At 32.4% G+C, this 14,961-nt stretch carries 14 protein-coding genes and 2 pseudogenes; 12 read left to right on the plus strand and 4 right to left on the minus strand.

Annotated elements, in window-relative coordinates; genetic code table 11:
* The first annotated feature begins 109 nt into the window (after positions 1–109).
* The 7 genes and pseudogenes from P5P87_RS22460 to P5P87_RS22490 all read left to right on the plus strand — a co-directional run bounded on the left by P5P87_RS22460 (position 110) and on the right by P5P87_RS22490 (position 4,475).
* Positions 110–1,351, plus strand: coding sequence for a CinA family nicotinamide mononucleotide deamidase-related protein (locus tag P5P87_RS22460; protein WP_278022823.1), 1,242 nt, complete (start codon positions 110–112; stop codon positions 1,349–1,351).
* Between the two features lie 71 nt (positions 1,352–1,422).
* Positions 1,423–1,660 (plus strand): annotated as a pseudogene (rpmB, locus tag P5P87_RS22465) (50S ribosomal protein L28).
* Positions 1,661–1,687: 27 nt separating this feature from the next.
* On the plus strand, positions 1,688–1,870 hold the full coding sequence (gene rpmG, locus P5P87_RS22470) for a 50S ribosomal protein L33 (protein ID WP_011963553.1): 183 nt from the start codon (positions 1,688–1,690) through the stop codon (positions 1,868–1,870).
* A 77-nt stretch (positions 1,871–1,947) separates the two neighbouring features.
* Positions 1,948–2,100: a DUF4295 domain-containing protein gene (locus P5P87_RS22475; RefSeq protein ID WP_070261881.1), complete on the plus strand. Its 153-nt coding sequence runs from the start codon at positions 1,948–1,950 to the stop codon at positions 2,098–2,100.
* Positions 2,101–2,289: 189 nt separating this feature from the next.
* Positions 2,290–3,244 (plus strand): annotated as a pseudogene (gene ftsY, locus P5P87_RS22480) (signal recognition particle-docking protein FtsY).
* Between the two features lie 513 nt (positions 3,245–3,757).
* Positions 3,758–4,198, plus strand: coding sequence for a lipocalin-like domain-containing protein (locus P5P87_RS22485; RefSeq protein ID WP_198858345.1), 441 nt, complete (start codon positions 3,758–3,760; stop codon positions 4,196–4,198).
* Complete coding sequence (locus tag P5P87_RS22490; protein ID WP_095931056.1) at positions 4,179–4,475, plus strand: DciA family protein; 297 nt, start codon at positions 4,179–4,181, stop codon at positions 4,473–4,475. The genes P5P87_RS22485 and P5P87_RS22490 overlap by 20 nt, the downstream gene beginning before the upstream one ends.
* Positions 4,476–4,618: 143 nt before the next feature.
* Here the strand turns inward: P5P87_RS22490 and P5P87_RS22495 are convergent, their stop codons facing one another.
* The 3 genes from P5P87_RS22495 to bshC form a co-directional block, all read right to left on the minus strand.
* Positions 4,619–5,038, minus strand: coding sequence for a nucleoside-diphosphate kinase (locus tag P5P87_RS22495; protein WP_012026941.1), 420 nt, complete (start codon positions 5,036–5,038; stop codon positions 4,619–4,621).
* A 171-nt stretch (positions 5,039–5,209) separates the two neighbouring features.
* Positions 5,210–6,481 (minus strand): acyltransferase family protein, encoded by a 1,272-nt coding sequence (locus P5P87_RS22500; protein WP_278020666.1) that lies wholly within the window; start codon positions 6,479–6,481, stop codon positions 5,210–5,212.
* A gap of 123 nt (positions 6,482–6,604) precedes the next feature.
* Complete coding sequence (gene bshC / locus P5P87_RS22505; RefSeq protein WP_278020667.1) at positions 6,605–8,194, minus strand: bacillithiol biosynthesis cysteine-adding enzyme BshC; 1,590 nt, start codon at positions 8,192–8,194, stop codon at positions 6,605–6,607.
* Positions 8,195–8,466: 272 nt separating this feature from the next.
* Here bshC and P5P87_RS22510 point away from each other — a divergent pair, with 272 nt between their 5' ends.
* The 5 genes from P5P87_RS22510 (at position 8,467) to P5P87_RS22530 (ending at position 10,767) form a co-directional block, all read left to right on the plus strand.
* Positions 8,467–8,913, plus strand: coding sequence for an MFS transporter (locus P5P87_RS22510; RefSeq protein ID WP_278020668.1), 447 nt, complete (start codon positions 8,467–8,469; stop codon positions 8,911–8,913).
* Positions 8,825–9,289 carry an MFS transporter gene (locus P5P87_RS22515; RefSeq protein WP_278020669.1) on the plus strand — a complete coding sequence of 155 codons (465 nt, stop codon included), beginning with the start codon at positions 8,825–8,827 and terminating at the stop codon, positions 9,287–9,289. The genes P5P87_RS22510 and P5P87_RS22515 overlap by 89 nt, the downstream gene beginning before the upstream one ends.
* A complete protein-coding gene (locus P5P87_RS22520) occupies positions 9,240–9,746 on the plus strand; it encodes an MFS transporter (RefSeq protein ID WP_278020670.1) in 507 nt (168 codons plus the stop codon). The genes P5P87_RS22515 and P5P87_RS22520 overlap by 50 nt, the downstream gene beginning before the upstream one ends.
* Positions 9,747–9,849: 103 nt before the next feature.
* Positions 9,850–10,104, plus strand: coding sequence for an autorepressor SdpR family transcription factor (locus P5P87_RS22525; protein ID WP_198858349.1), 255 nt, complete (start codon positions 9,850–9,852; stop codon positions 10,102–10,104).
* Between the two features lie 3 nt (positions 10,105–10,107).
* Complete coding sequence (locus P5P87_RS22530; RefSeq protein WP_278020671.1) at positions 10,108–10,767, plus strand: SdpI family protein; 660 nt, start codon at positions 10,108–10,110, stop codon at positions 10,765–10,767.
* A gap of 122 nt (positions 10,768–10,889) precedes the next feature.
* On the opposite strand, the gene P5P87_RS22535 is transcribed toward P5P87_RS22530, so the two are convergent.
* On the minus strand, positions 10,890–14,957 hold the full coding sequence (locus P5P87_RS22535; RefSeq protein ID WP_278020672.1) for a DUF7948 domain-containing protein: 4,068 nt from the start codon (positions 14,955–14,957) through the stop codon (positions 10,890–10,892).
* Positions 14,958–14,961 lie beyond the last annotated feature (4 nt).

Raw genomic sequence — 14,961 nt, forward strand, 5'->3', positions numbered from 1 at the left:
AAAAGCCGTTAATACCTTCCTCCAAAGACAAAATTTAAATTTTCTACTTATAAATTATTGGCTTATTTATTTAAGCAACAAAAATATTTCACTGATATGAAAGCGAGCAATTATTACTATTGGAGATGAAATCTTAATTGGCCAAATCGTAGATACAAATTCGGCTTTTATTGCTAAATCACTCGATAGAATTGGAGTTGAGGTGGCAGAAATGCTGTCAATTAGCGACGACAAAAAACATATATTAGATACTTTTGCTCAATTGCAAAATAGAGTAGATGTTGTAATTGTAACTGGCGGATTAGGTCCGACAAAAGATGATGTTACAAAGAAAACATTTTGTGAATACTTTAATGATGAGTTAGTTGTGGATCAAAAAGTTTTGGCTCATGTAACTGAATTGATAGAAGGTTTTTATAAAAGACCGATTTCTCAGCTAAACAAAGATCAAGCTTTAGTTCCGTCAACTTGTACTGTTTTGCATAATAAAGTGGGAACAGCGCCAGGAATGTGGATGAAGAAAGAAAATACCGTTTTTATTTCGCTTCCAGGAGTTCCTTACGAAATGAAATATTTGGTAGAAGAAGAAATAATTCCAAAAATTGTTCGTGAATATAAACGCCCTTATATTATTCATAAAACTATTTTGACTTATGGTCAAGGTGAAAGTTTAGTTGCAGAACGTATTGAGCAATGGGAGAATAATCTTCCAGAATTTATAAAATTGGCTTATTTGCCAAATCCGGGACGAGTTCGTTTGCGTTTGACCGCCAGAGGAACTAATAAAGAAGAGTTGGAAGAAGCAATAGAATCTAATGTTCAGTCTTTAGATGCTATAATCCATGATATAATTGTAGGCTACGAAGAAAACGAGACAATCGAAACAGTAATTGGTAAACTGCTTTCTAAACAAAGTAAAACTGTCTCAACAGCAGAAAGTTGTACAGGAGGAAGAATCGCTTCGCTACTGTCGTCTGTTCCGGGTTCGTCGGGCTATTTTAAAGGAAGCGTTGTTTCTTATGCGACAGAAGCAAAAGTAAATGTTTTGGGAATTCCCCAAAATTTGATTGATCAGTTCTCGGTCGTAAGTGCTGAGGTTGCTTCGGCTATGGCGCTGAGCGTGAAAGATTTGCTGAAAACCGATTATGCGCTAGCAACGACAGGCAATGCAGGGCCTTCAAAAGGAGATTCTGATGCCGAAATAGGTGCTGTTTTTATTGCTTTGGCAACTCCAAACGGGGTAATTGTGGAAGAATTTAACTTCGGACAACCTCGTGAAAAAGTGATAGATAGGGCATCTGTCAAGAGTTTAGAAATTTTGCAGAAAGAAATTTTAAAATTTGTGCAATAATTTTTTGCTACAATGGTTTATTTTTCTTTTCTTTGCACCCTGATTTTGAATAACGATAAAAGATAAGTATAATGTCAAGAGTTTGTGACCTTACAGGTAAAAGAGCGATGGTAGGAAATAACGTTTCTCACGCTATGAACAAAACTAAGAGAAAGTTTTCTGTAAACTTAGTTAAAAAGCGTTTTTATCTTCCAGAAGAAGATAGATGGATTACTCTTAGAGTAGCAAGCATCTACGATAAAAACAATTAATAAAAATGGAATCACTGCAGTTTTGAAAAAAGCGCAGTCAGAAGGATTTATCAAATAATCTTTTCCTAAATAAATATATAGCAAGATGGCAAAGAAAGGTAATAGAATCCAGGTAATTTTAGAATGTACTGAGCACAAAGCTTCTGGTGTTGCAGGAACTTCTAGATATATTACAACTAAGAACAAAAAAAATACTCCAGACAGATTAGAGATTAAAAAATTTAATCCAGTTTTGAAAAGAGTAACTGTTCACAAAGAAATTAAGTAATAATTAGAGATTTTTATAAATCTCAAATGGTTTAGCCATTTCGAGTTTTATGAAAAACTTCAAATAACATTTGAATCATGGCAAAGAAAACCGTAGCATCGTTACAAACAGCTTCTAAGAGATTGTCAAAAGCCATCAAAATGGTGAAATCTCCTAAAACTGGTGCATATACATTCGTAGAATCTATTATGGCTCCTGAAGAAGTTGATGAATTCTTGAAAAAGAAATAATTACAATTACATTATATAGAAAAGCTACTTTCATTTCGGAAGTAGCTTTTTTATTACCTATATTTGTCTAAAAATTTAAAGAATCGTAACAATTGGCCTTTTTTTGAAAAACAATTGCGCTTTCTTTAAAGATTTGGATTTCTTGCGTAAAAATCAAGAAATCTAATAAATCTAAATAATCTACAAAAAATGAGTTTTTTTAAAAAATTATTCTCTACCGAAAAAAAGGAGACTTTAGACAAAGGTCTTGAAAAAACAAAAACTACTTTTTTTCAAAGTTAAGTAAAGCCGTTGCAGGTAAATCTAAAGTTGATGATGATGTTTTAGATGATCTGGAAGAAGTTCTTGTGGCTTCTGATGTTGGGGTAAATACTACTTTAAAAATTATCACAAGAATTGAAAAGCGTGTTGCTGAAGACAAATATCTAGGAACAGAAGAGTTAAATCAAATTCTTCGCGATGAAATAGGTGCTTTATTATCTGAAACAAATACGGGTGAAGCAACAGAATTTGAAATCCCAAAAGATAAAAAGCCTTACGTTTTAATGGTTGTTGGAGTAAATGGAGTAGGTAAAACGACAACAATTGGTAAATTGGCTTATCAATTTAAAAAAGCAGGACATAAGGTAGTTTTAGGTGCAGCTGATACTTTTCGTGTCGCGAAGCAATTGATCAATTGCAAGTGTGGGCAGATAGAGTAGATGTGCCAATTGTAAGACAAAATATGGGAAGCGATCCAGCTTCTGTTGCTTTTGATACTTTGCAATCTGCAGTTGCTCAAAATGCCGATGTTGTTATTATTGATACTGCTGGACGTCTTCATAATAAAATCAATTTAATGAACGAGCTAACAAAAGTAAAACGTGTAATGCAAAAAGTAGTTGCTGATGCGCCTCATGATGTGCTTTTAGTTTTGGATGGTTCTACGGGTCAGAATGCTTTTGAACAAGCAAAACAATTTACTGCTGCGACAGAAGTTACTTCATTAGCTGTGACTAAATTAGATGGAACTGCAAAAGGCGGTGTTGTAATTGGTATTTCAGATCAATTTCAAATTCCTGTAAAATATATTGGTGTTGGTGAAGGAATTGAGGATTTGCAAGTCTTTAATAAATATGAATTTGTTGACAGCTTCTTTAAATAATTAATTAATGAAAAATATATCTGCTTTAACGTTTTATTTTGCTAGTGTACTATCTTTTGTTCTGGCAAATGTCTTAAAGGATAAAAATCTTTCAATATATTATGTTTTACTAGTTTTAGGAATAGTTTTATTCTTTTTGGGAGTTCTTAAAAGAATACGTTCTAATCGATAAATATAATTGAAAATTTATTGAGTCTTTAAATAGGATTCGTTTAGACGTTTCTATTTGAAGACTTTTTTTATGCTGTCTGCTTTGAAAAATAGTTGAATGTGTTTTCGATTTTTTGTTTCTTTTGATGATTATAAGACTATCTTTGTAGTCCAAGAAAAAATTTCTTCTGAAAGCAGGAATCCTTGCTTTGATAAGGCAGACATCTTTTTGCTTTTTTCTTTAAAAGACAAAAGAAATAATGGACGATAGCATATATGCAGTAGTAAACTGTATGGAGTAAATGGCTCCTAATTCTTAGACTTCATTTCGAGAAAAAAGAATAAAATTTAATAACTTTATTTATGAAAAACACTTTTATAGTTTTGTTTTGTTCACTTTTGTTTGTGAGCTGTAAACAGGAAGTAAAACCTGCAGATATTGCTAAATTGAATGGCTATTGGGAAATTGAAAAAGTGATTTTTGAGAAGGGCGAAGAGAAGGAGTATAAAATGAATGAGACTTTTGACTTTTTTCAAATTAAGAATAATAAAGGTGTCCGTACTAAAGTGATGCCGCAATTTGACGGTACATTTTTGACAACAGATACTTTTGAGAATGTTTCGGTGCGTTTTGCTGGAGAACAGGTTTTCTTAGATTATAAAACGAAATATGCAAAATGGAGCGAGGAAATTATCTCTCTTTCTGATGATGAATTAGTGGTTAAAAACTCACAAAAAATAGAATATCATTATAAAAAAGCTGGACCAGTAAACCTTTTGAACGATGGCGAAAAGACTAAATAACGAAAGTACTATTAGTGCTGTTTTACAGCAAATTATTCAAGTGAACAAATTGCAGCCAGGGATGGATCAAATTGATGTTCGCGACGCTTGGAAAAATCTTATGGGAAGCGGTGTAAACACCTATACTCGGAATGTTGTTCTAAAAGGAAGTACGCTTTATGTAGAATTAGGTTCTTCTGTTTTGCGCGAAGAATTAACTCACGGAAAATATAAAATCGTAAAAATGATTAATGAAGAACTTGGACGTGAGGTGGTGAAGGATGTTGTGCTTCGCTGATTTTAGATTTTAGATTTTAGATTTTAGATTTTAGATTTTAGATTTTAGATTTTTCCATATAAAAAAATCCATTCGCTTAGCGAATGGATTTTTTTATTAGTGATAGTTAGATTCAGCAATCTAATATCTACAATCTAATATTATTAGAATTGCTCTCTTCCTGCAAAGTGGAATGCGCTTTCGATTGCGGCATTTTCGTCGCTGTCAGATCCGTGAACTGCATTTTCTCCGATTGAAGTAGCGTATGCTTTACGAATAGTTCCTTCAGCAGCTTCAGCTGGATTTGTAGCTCCAATTAAAGTTCTGAAATCTTCTACTGCGTTGTCTTTTTCTAAAATAGCGGCAACAATTGGTCCACGAGACATGAATTCAACTAATTCTCCGTAGAAAGGTCTTTCTGCGTGAACTGCGTAGAATGCTTTAGCATCAGCTACAGTTAATTGAGTTAATTTTAATGAAACGATTTTGAAACCACCATTAGTGATCATTGCTAAGATATTCCCGATGTGTCCATTTGCAACAGCATCTGGTTTAATCATTGTAAAAGTTCTATTTGTTGCCATTTTATGTTTTATTAAATTTTGTGCAAAAGTATACTTTTTTTATGAATTGATTTTAATAAATTCATAATTTAAACATGCTGGAATGATGTTTTGAGCAAGAAATGCTGAAAAATTATTTTTTGAAATAAAAAAGACGCTTTATTGTGCGTCTTTAATATGGTTTTTTAAGCATTATACTTTAAAAATAAGTTTGTTCTTGTAGAATATCCATAATATAAATGTCCAGATTCCAACATATGTTAATGCGCCTGCTAAAGATGCAGTCATTGCATTACTAAAAAATGGTGCAATTCCGAAACGGTATAGATAATTTAGAAGGTTGATTTGGTCGCCTGGAAGTAACGGATGCTGAAAACTAATCATTATCAAAGCTTGAGGAATAATCTGCGAAGCAAAGAAAACTATCATAGGATTTACTCCCCAAATAATGAATAATTTGAAACCTTTTTTGTATTCTTTAATGTCTATGATGTAATACAAAATAGTTAAGCAGACAATTGCCAATCCTGTGGTGTATAAAACATAACTGCTTGTCCAGATTGATTTGTTTATTGGAAAAACCAAATCCCAGATTAGGCCAAAGAAAATAAGTGAAGTTCCTATCGTACCCATTCTTTGTGCTTTCTGAATTTTGGTTACAGAAAGCAATAAAATTTGTCCGATAAACAAACCTATTATTCCATTAACAATTGATGGTAATGTGCTTAAAATTCCCTCTGGATCCCAAGTTTTGGTTTCGTGATACATATGTCCTTTTAAGAAAACGCTGTCAATCCACGCGGCCAAATTTGTGCCTTGGTCTAAATTAGCTTCTCCAAATCCTGGAACAGGAATTAAAGTCATTACTGCCCAATATCCTAAAAGTAAAAAAGCTCCTGTAATAATTTGAGTTTTTCGAGATGTCTTTAAATACAAAAGTGAAACCACAAAATATACGACGGCAATACGCTGTAGAACCCCTGGAAGGCGAACGTCTTGATAGCTTTCAAATCCGCCATAAGCTAAAATGAAATAAATAGCCAATATCCCAAATGCAAAAATATTTTTTAGTCGTGTGCTGAAATTGCCCATTAATGCATAGCCAACAGCAAAAGTAATGATTAGACGTCCTATTAGAAGCGGGATTCCGTCTAAACCAAACAATTGAATTTTTCCAAAGAAATTAAAGAAAATCCCTAGACAGAACATTCTTAAGGAACGAATCAGGATTTTGTTGAATGTCGTTTCATCGTATTTTTTCTCTGGCATTGCAAGAGGAACTGCAACTCCCATTATGAAAATGAAAAACGGAAATACAAGATCAGTTGGTGTACAGCCATTCCATTGCGAATGTAAAAGTGGCGGATAAACATTTCCCCAATCACCGGGATTGTTTACAATAGTCATCAATAGAATTGTCAGTCCGCGAAAGACATCAAGCGAAATTAGGCGTTCTCTTACCATTAGGTTAGCTAGTTAATAGGTTATAAAATATAATTCTATTTGGTTTGAGAGAGTAATGATTTAGGAAATGTGCTGGTTATTTGTTCCTAAATCATTACTTTATAGTTTCTAAAGATAATTATTTTAGATTATTATGATGTCAAAATTATGTTCTAATGGCTTTAATTTCTGAATTAAAAGCGGAATTAATTGCTCTCCTTTTTCTAAATAAAATTCAGAAAAATTAGCTTGACGTTCCTGAAGACTATTGTTTGGAAACAATTCGCATTGCAAATCTGTAACTCGCTCCAATTGATCTGCCAGTTTTCTTTTTTGTGCTTTTAATAAACGTTTTTCTAGATTTTCTAAACCTTTCTTTTGTTTTACTTCTTGTGCTTTTACGGCACCAGAGAAAGATTTGTCTGTTTTTTCAGCCAATTCAAAAAGATAGGCAAACTGTTTTTCAAGTGCTTCTTTTTGCGGAGTTAAATCAATTGGAAATGGAGAAAGTTTATGTGTAATTTCGTTAACCAAGCTTTCAGATTTACTGAATAAATCTTTCCAAGTTAAATTTAAATTATCTGCTTTTTTAACTTGTTTTTCGGTTGCTAAAAGAACTGAATTTCGAACTAATAGTATTGGAAAAGTAATATTTACAGCTTCAAAGAAAGCTTTTAATTCTAGCCAATAAGCAATTTCTCCGCCTCCGCCTATGTAGCAAAGATTTGGGAGAATGATTTCCTGATATAAAGGACGCATGATTACGTTTGGACTGAACTTTTCAGGATTGCTTTCTAACAATTTAAATATTTCATCTTTAGAAAATGAGATTTTAGTGTTGTTAACCAAATATTTATCATTTTCAAAAATAATTCTTTCGCGAAGCTTATCTTCAATATAAAATAAATTAATCTCACGCGGATTTACTTGAACGGTATAAGCAGAAAGTTCTTCAATAGACTTTTGAACTTCTTTAAATGAAGTCTGATTTTCTAATTCTTCTTTTACATACGGAACAAAAGCGCGTTTTAAATCGGCATCGTCTGCATCTATAATTACTAAGCCGTAACTTGCAAAAAGTGCATTTGCTAAATAGCGAGTCGCATCGGCTAGATTTTCATGTTTTAAATAAGCATCTTTAAAAAGCTTTTTAAGTGCGTTTGCATTAGTACTTGAGCCTAATTCTAGAGAATAAACTTCAAATAATTCTTCTAAGCCTTCGGTTGATAATCTTCCGACTGGACCAGTGCTTTCAGCATTCCAACGGATTTTTTTTCCTTTAAAATTGAAATAATTGATTTCTTCAAAATCATGATCTTCAGTAGCCATCCAATAAACTGGAACAAAATTGTGCGAAGGATATTTCGACTTTAATTCTTTGGTTAAATTAATCGTAGAAATAATTTTATATAAAAAATACAGTGGTCCGCTAAATAGATTGAGCTGATGTCCAGTTGTAATTGTAAATGTGTTTTCGAGTGCTAAAAGCGAAATATTCTGTTTGGTTAAATCTGATGCTTCAATATTTTGATATTGTTTTTGCAGAGTTGCAACCAATGCTGTTCTGTTGTTATGGTCAAAATTCGCCGATTTTTCGGCTATTTGTTTTTCGAAATTTTCTAGGCTTGGGAAATTATTGTACAGCGGTTTTAACTCTGGTTTTTGATCTAAGTAATCTTGCATTAGTTTAGAGAAATATCCAGAAGATTGAAAGCTGATACAGTCGGTAGGCATAATTTTAAGTTTATTTTTGACAGCTGTAAATTTAATGAAAATATACAGTTAAAAACGCTTTTAACGAATGCTTAAGATTTGATTTTTGATTTTTATTTAAAAATACGTAAAATCAAGTTTTTATGTTTGATTAAAACACGTTGTTTTTAAATGGAAAACACATGAAATTTGTTAAAAAACGAGAAGTGTTTTAAAACTAATTCTTCTAAAGATGAATTATTAATAATGAAACTATATTTTTGTAATCAAAAAAAAAGTTATATCCGTTTTACATGAAAACTAACCCAAATAAAAAGAACTCTTTAAAACACGTTCTCTTTGGAAGCCTTATTGGTACCACAATCGAATTTTTTGATTTTTATATTTATGCCAATGCAGCTGTATTGGTTTTTCCGCAATTATTTTTTCCTAGTTCAGATTCGACAATGGCGACTCTTGAATCTTTAGCGACTTTTTCTATTGCTTTTTTATCTCGTCCGTTAGGGTCTGCTTTTTTTGGACATTATGGAGATAAGATCGGGCGTAAGTTTACTCTTGTAGCGACTTTATTGACAATGGGAATTTCGACAGTTACAATCGGATTTTTACCAAGTTATGCAAGTATTGGCGTAGCAAGCACCTTTATTATTAATGCTTTGCCGATTCGGACAAGGTGTAGGTTTAGGAGGAGAATGGGGAGGAGCTGTTTTATTGGCGATAGAAAATGCACCGCCAAATAAACGTGCGTGGTACGGAATGTTTCCACAATTAGGTGCTCCAATAGGATTGTTGCTTTCGGGAGGAACTTTTCTCCTGTTAACAGATTCCATGAGCAACGAAGATTTTATGAATTATGGTTGGAGAATTCCTTTTATTGCTAGTGCATTTTTGGTAATAATTGGTTTTTACATTAGAACTAAAATTACAGAAACACCTTCGTTTGAAAATGCTAAAAAACATGAAGAAGAAGTAAAAGTTCCGTTCTTGACTTTGGTAAAATCATATAAAAATCAATTGATTTTTGGAACATTTGCAAGCAATCACAACATTCTTGGTTTTCTATTTAATGACAGTATTTACACTAAGTTGGGCAACTTCAGATTTAGGAATCGTTAAAAGAGACGGATTATTGATTCAATTATTCTCTGTATTGTTTTTTGCTCTTTTCATTCCAGTTTCGGCTGTTGTGGCAGATAAAATAGGTCGACGTAAAATGCTTATCGTAGCGACAGCGGCTATTGCTATTTTCGGATTCTTCTTTTCTTATTTTTTAAGTATTGGAAATATTACGCAAGTAGCCATTTTTGCTTGCATCGGGATGTCGTTAATGGGTTTTACATATGGGCCTTTGGGAACTTTTTTATCTGAATTATTTCCAACGAATGTTCGTTATTCTGGTGCTTCGTTGACTTTCAATATGGCAGGAATTCTAGGAGCTGCTTTTGCGCCTATGATTGCAATTTATCTAGCTTCTACATATAGTGTGAGTTATGTTGGCTATTATTTAACTGCCGCAGCATTGATATCTTTAGTTTCGTTTATGGTTATTAGCAAAGACGAACATAAATTTTAAGAATCTCTTTTTAAAAATATTTGGAAGCAGTAATGTAAAAAATTACTGCTTTTTTTTGTTTGTTTAAAAAGTATTTAGATATTTGTCTAAATATATAAATGTAATGAATGATATTTTTAAAGCATTAAATGATGCAACTAGAAGAGAGATTTTGGATCTTTTGAAAGAAAAAGATATGTCGGCAGGTGAAATTGCAGATGTTTTTAATATTTCAAAACCAAGTATTTCTCATCATTTAGATATTTTAAAACGAGCCGATTTAATTACGTTTGAGAAAAATGGACAGTTCATCATTTACTCCATCAATACCACCATAATGGAAGATGTTCTGCAATGGATACTAACCTTTAAAAAATAAAAAATGAAACTAGAATTTAAAAAAGAGCTTCCTCTAATTGGAATTGTTTTGATCCCTTTTATTTATTTAGGCACAGTTTGGAATAGTCTGCCAGAAATAGTACCTATTCATTGGAATTCTAAAGGAGAAATAGATGGTTGGGGAAATAAATTTACTTTGATTGGAATGCTTTTTATACTTCCTGTTTTTACTTATTTAATTATGTCCGTCATTTCAAAGATTGACCCAAAGAAAAAGATGTCCTTGATGGGAGGAAAGCTATATCAGCTTAAATTTGTTTTGGTTCTTTTTATGTCAATTTTGGCTTTGTTTATTATTTATAGCACCAAGAGCCAATCTATTTCTATTCCGAGTTTTATCTTTGTTTTAGTTGGAGCTTTATTCGTGATTTTGGGCAATTATTTTAAAGTAATTCAACCAAATTATTTTATTGGAATAAAAACACCTTGGACACTAGAGAATCAAGAAGTCTGGAAAAAAACGCATTTATTTGCTGGAAAGCTTTGGTTTATCGCTGGTTTTATTATCATTGTCGGAAGCTTAATTTTTGAAAGTTCTGCCTTTTCTAAAGTATTTTTGACAATTGTATTTGGTATAGCTATAATTCCTATTGTTTATTCTTACTTAAAGTATAGAAGCTTGAAAAAGAATGGAAGTTTATAGATTTATTAATTATGATAAAAGTAATAGTTGCCCTGACAGAATTGTTGATAGACTATGTCATGAGGTCTTAATAAAAAAAGGTTCGTATTTTAAATACGAACCTTTTTTTATTAGAGTTAAAATTACCTTTTTAAAGAAAAGTGTCCTCTAAATTCTTTTCCATTAAATCTTGTAACCGTAAACCAATAATCTGAAGAAGGTTCTTGATTTCCTAAGTAATTTCCGTCCCAAGAAGTATTTAATCTTAGTTCTTTTATGAGTTTTCCGTAGCGATCAAATATTCTAATAGATGAATTAGGAGCCAAATAATTAGGATCGATTGTCCAAGTATCATTGTGGCCATCACCATTTGGAGTAAAGAATTTTGGATAAGGAAGTTCTTCAACAAAATGAATGCATTCTGATATTGTAGCTCCAAGAATATCTACCGTTACAGGAATTCTGTCACTTTCGCAGCCGCTGATTGTTTGAGAAGCATAGTAAGTTATTCCATCTTCAAGAGAAGTTGATTCTGATAAGGGATTATTTGATGAAGTGCTTTCGTACCATTTTATATTTTGACCATCTATAGCAATATTACTGATTTTGGCATTTTTTTGAATGCAAAATGATTGTGGCGAATCTGAAAATGGAATTGAAGTATCCTGAATTTTTACTGATACAGCAAATCTTTCACTTTCGCAGTTATTTACTGTTTGTGTTGCATAGTATATTCTGGTTTCTAATAAATTAGTTTCAGACAAAAGACTTCCATTAGTTGCAGAATCGTACCATTTTAAATCTGTTCCTTTTATATTAAGGTTCTCTAAAGTAGCAATTTGGTCAATACAGAATTGCTGACTACTATTACCGGTTGGTAAGGCAGTGTCATAAACGTGGACTAGAATTGGTACTCTATCACTTTCGCAACCAACAGTTTGTGAAGCATAATATGTTCTATTATCTTCCAATAATGCTGTATTTGATATAGGAGAAGCGGAAAAATTAGTATCGAACCATTTTATGTTTTGGCCTGTGATTTGAATGTCGTTAAGAGTCTTATTTTCTTTTTTGCAAAATGTCTGTTCTGTATTTGCATTTGGAACAGAAGGGGTATTAACGATTGAAACAGTGATACCAAATCTCGAACTTTCGCAATTGTTTTCTGTTTGAGAAGCGTAATAGGTTTGTCCGTTTTGTAGAGTGGTAGTTTCTGGCAGTAAAGAGCCATTTGTAGATGTGTCATACCATTTTATTGCGGCTCCAGTGATTTCTAGATTTACAATTGTTGGATTTTGTCCAGTACAAAAAGATTGTTTTGGATTTCCTGTTGGGGCTAAAGTATTTAGAATGTTAATAGTGACAGGAATTCTTTCGCTTTCGCATCCGCTTATAGTTTGTGAAGCATAATAAGTCGCTTTATCCTGAACTACAGTTGTAATTGGTACAAGTGTTCCTGCAGTTAGGTTACTGTACCATTTTATATTTTGCCCCGTTATATGAACGTCGGTTAAAGTTGCATTTTGCTGAACACAGAAAGTTTGTGGAGAAGATGCGTTAGGTAATGGTTGTTGTGTAATTGTAACCGTTTGATTTTGAGTTGATGTGTTGCCATTTCCATCATTGTAATTCCATACAATTGTGTAAGTTCCAGGCAAACTATAAGAAAGTGGATTTGTAGTTGTACCTGTAATTTGGCCAGCACAGGTATCAGTAGCAGTTGGAATTGTGTTAATAATCGTATTGCAATCTCCTGTTATTTTGATAAGGGTGGCTAAATTAGGAATTGGAGGTTCTGTATCTCTAATCACTACATTAATTTTTTTAGTACCATCACAGCCACCAGTTCCAGTAATTAAGCGACTATACTCTCCTGAATTAGCTAATGATGTATTGGTAATCGTTGGATTTTGATCTGTTGATGTAAAACCATTTGGACCCGTCCAAGCATAATTAGTCCCTCCTGATGCTTTTAGTTCTAGAGTTGAGTTAGGACATAGTGGAGAATTTGAAGATACTTCTCGTGCTTTAATATTAGGGTCTTCATTAAATTTCATTAAGAAATAATTTTTATCTCCCAAGATATTAGATTGATAAGAGTTTGTATCGGCAATATCATCGTTGAAACTTGATAGTCCAGCTAAAAAAATAGAACCTTCAGAATCTAAAGCCATTTTTAAAGTGTTATCATTGCCAATATATGTTCCCCAAATAAAATTGCCTTCTGTAGTAAATTTGCCTGCATATCCGTAATGAGTTCTAATGCGATCTGGTTTGTAAGAACACGGAGTAGTTAGATTATAATCAGTTTTAAAATCCATATTTCCACCTCCAATATAAAGAGAATTATTTTTAAAGATTATAGATGAAATATTAATGTCGCCTACATAAGTGCCCCATGTCCTTTGCCCAGAACTATTTAGTTTTGATAAAAAACCTTTGTAAAGATTAGAATTTGAGATTTCAAAAGTACCAGGTGTTGCAATATTATCAGAGCTATAGGTATAGCCGCCAATATAAATATTTTCGTCACTATCGATCTCGACAGATTCAATATTTTCCATTTGAGAACTACCACCATAATAACTTCCCCATACTCTTATACCATCTAATGAGAATTTACAAACATAACCTTCTCCTGGATATGTTGGATCTGGTTTTTCTTGAAAAACTCCAGACGTTGTCATATTGTTGGTACTATCACTACCACCTGCAGCAACCAGATAAGAATCTGCAACGACAATAGTACTAAAATTATCTTTTCCATTGCCCCCAACATATGTACTCCAGATTAGATTACCATCTTTATTATATTTTGTAATAAATGCATCAGTAGGTGCTGTGTATGGATTTGTCGAATTGCTAAGTTGATTTTGAAAATTGCTATTTTGTGCAATGTTTGTTTTGCTAGAAGTTGTGCCAACAATGTAAATATTATCATTATTATCGAGATCTAAGGCAGTTGCATAATCGCTGTCTTCACCTCCAAAATAAGTGCCCCATTGTCTTACTCCATTACTATTAAACTTTACTAAGAAAGCATCTGAAAACCCTTTTAAATCTGGTTGAAAGGATCCGATAGTACTAATGTTTGTTTCTGACCATGTATAGCCTGTAATTAAAACGTTATCTTGAGAATCGGTTTTTACTCCATTAACATAAATGGCTTGTGTACCGGCATAATAGGTTCCCCAAAGTCTATTCCCATTTTTATCAAACTTAAACAAAATGCCATTTGTAATTGAATTGACATAAGGGTGACTTCCGCTTGTTTGATGTGCTCCAGAAGTAGCATAAGAAGGACTTTGAGATGTTGTAGATCCTGAAACATAGGCATTGCCAAGAGAATCAGTTGTTAAATCAGCTACCCACCAATTTGCACCAGAATTTCCAGTTTCATCTCCATAAAATGTTCCCCAAAGCCTAGTTGGGACAGGATCGATTACAACTTTTTTTCCAATCAAAAAATTTGCAGAACGAAATCCATAAACATTATTTTGTAATTTTTGATACCCTATAGTAATCATCTTTTTATGCCCTTTTTCTTCAATCCAGCTTGCAGGAAGTGTTTCTTCCATTTTTCCAAAACGTACACTCATTTGGATTTTATTATCAACTAGATCTGTTTTGGCCCCATTAAATTTCAATTTTATATCAGAAATTTTTCCTTTGGGATGAATGACAAAATTATATTCAACCGTTTTTTGAGAATCCTTAGGAATTGTAAAAACAACATCAATATTGGGATAAATATTTTTGTAGGTAACCTGTTTATATTGATGAACCTCTAAAACTCCTTCAGGTTTGTCTGGAACGTTATAATAATTGTCAAAATCAGAAGATTTTTGTTCCGTAATTAATTCAACTTTAGGATTAGAATTAACAAAATCAATATCGACCCTATGAAAAACATATTCTAGATTAAATTCTTCTTTTTGATCTTTTTTTGGAATATGATAAAGCAATGTTTTTGCTGTTACTGAAGGAATGACAGGATTTTTTTTTACTTCATAAATATCATATGAAAATCCATTTTTTTTCAATTGAACATTTAATCCATTGGAATTAAGTAAATATAAAACGGAGGCGTTTGATTTTCCTTTTTGATCAACAATCTGACCTTTATTTTCTTTAAAACCTATTGATTGAGTTGTGTTTTGAGAGAATGCTAGAAAATGCCATAAAAGCAAAAAAGCGAAATATTTTTTCATATAA

The sequence above is a fragment of the Flavobacterium ginsengisoli genome (assembly GCF_029625315.1).
GTDB lineage: Bacteria > Bacteroidota > Bacteroidia > Flavobacteriales > Flavobacteriaceae > Flavobacterium > Flavobacterium ginsengisoli.

Bases quoted from the DNA above. Each gene is read 5' to 3' on its own strand.
- P5P87_RS22535 (WP_278020672.1), bottom strand. From the start codon at position 14,957: ATGAAAAAATATTTCGCTTTTTTGCTTTTATGGCATTTTCTAGCATTC.
- P5P87_RS22510 (WP_278020668.1), top strand. From the start codon at position 8,467: ATGAAAACTAACCCAAATAAAAAGAACTCTTTAAAACACGTTCTCTTT.
- bshC (WP_278020667.1), bottom strand. From the start codon at position 8,194: ATGCCTACCGACTGTATCAGCTTTCAATCTTCTGGATATTTCTCTAAA.
- P5P87_RS22475 (WP_070261881.1), top strand. From the start codon at position 1,948: ATGGCAAAGAAAACCGTAGCATCGTTACAAACAGCTTCTAAGAGATTG.
- P5P87_RS22495 (WP_012026941.1), bottom strand. From the start codon at position 5,038: ATGGCAACAAATAGAACTTTTACAATGATTAAACCAGATGCTGTTGCA.
- P5P87_RS22530 (WP_278020671.1), top strand. From the start codon at position 10,108: ATGAAACTAGAATTTAAAAAAGAGCTTCCTCTAATTGGAATTGTTTTG.
- P5P87_RS22525 (WP_198858349.1), top strand. From the start codon at position 9,850: ATGAATGATATTTTTAAAGCATTAAATGATGCAACTAGAAGAGAGATT.
- P5P87_RS22520 (WP_278020670.1), top strand. From the start codon at position 9,240: ATGACAGTATTTACACTAAGTTGGGCAACTTCAGATTTAGGAATCGTT.
- P5P87_RS22500 (WP_278020666.1), bottom strand. From the start codon at position 6,481: ATGGTAAGAGAACGCCTAATTTCGCTTGATGTCTTTCGCGGACTGACA.
- P5P87_RS22490 (WP_095931056.1), top strand. From the start codon at position 4,179: ATGGCGAAAAGACTAAATAACGAAAGTACTATTAGTGCTGTTTTACAG.
- P5P87_RS22485 (WP_198858345.1), top strand. From the start codon at position 3,758: ATGAAAAACACTTTTATAGTTTTGTTTTGTTCACTTTTGTTTGTGAGC.
- rpmG (WP_011963553.1), top strand. From the start codon at position 1,688: ATGGCAAAGAAAGGTAATAGAATCCAGGTAATTTTAGAATGTACTGAG.
- P5P87_RS22515 (WP_278020669.1), top strand. From the start codon at position 8,825: ATGCTTTGCCGATTCGGACAAGGTGTAGGTTTAGGAGGAGAATGGGGA.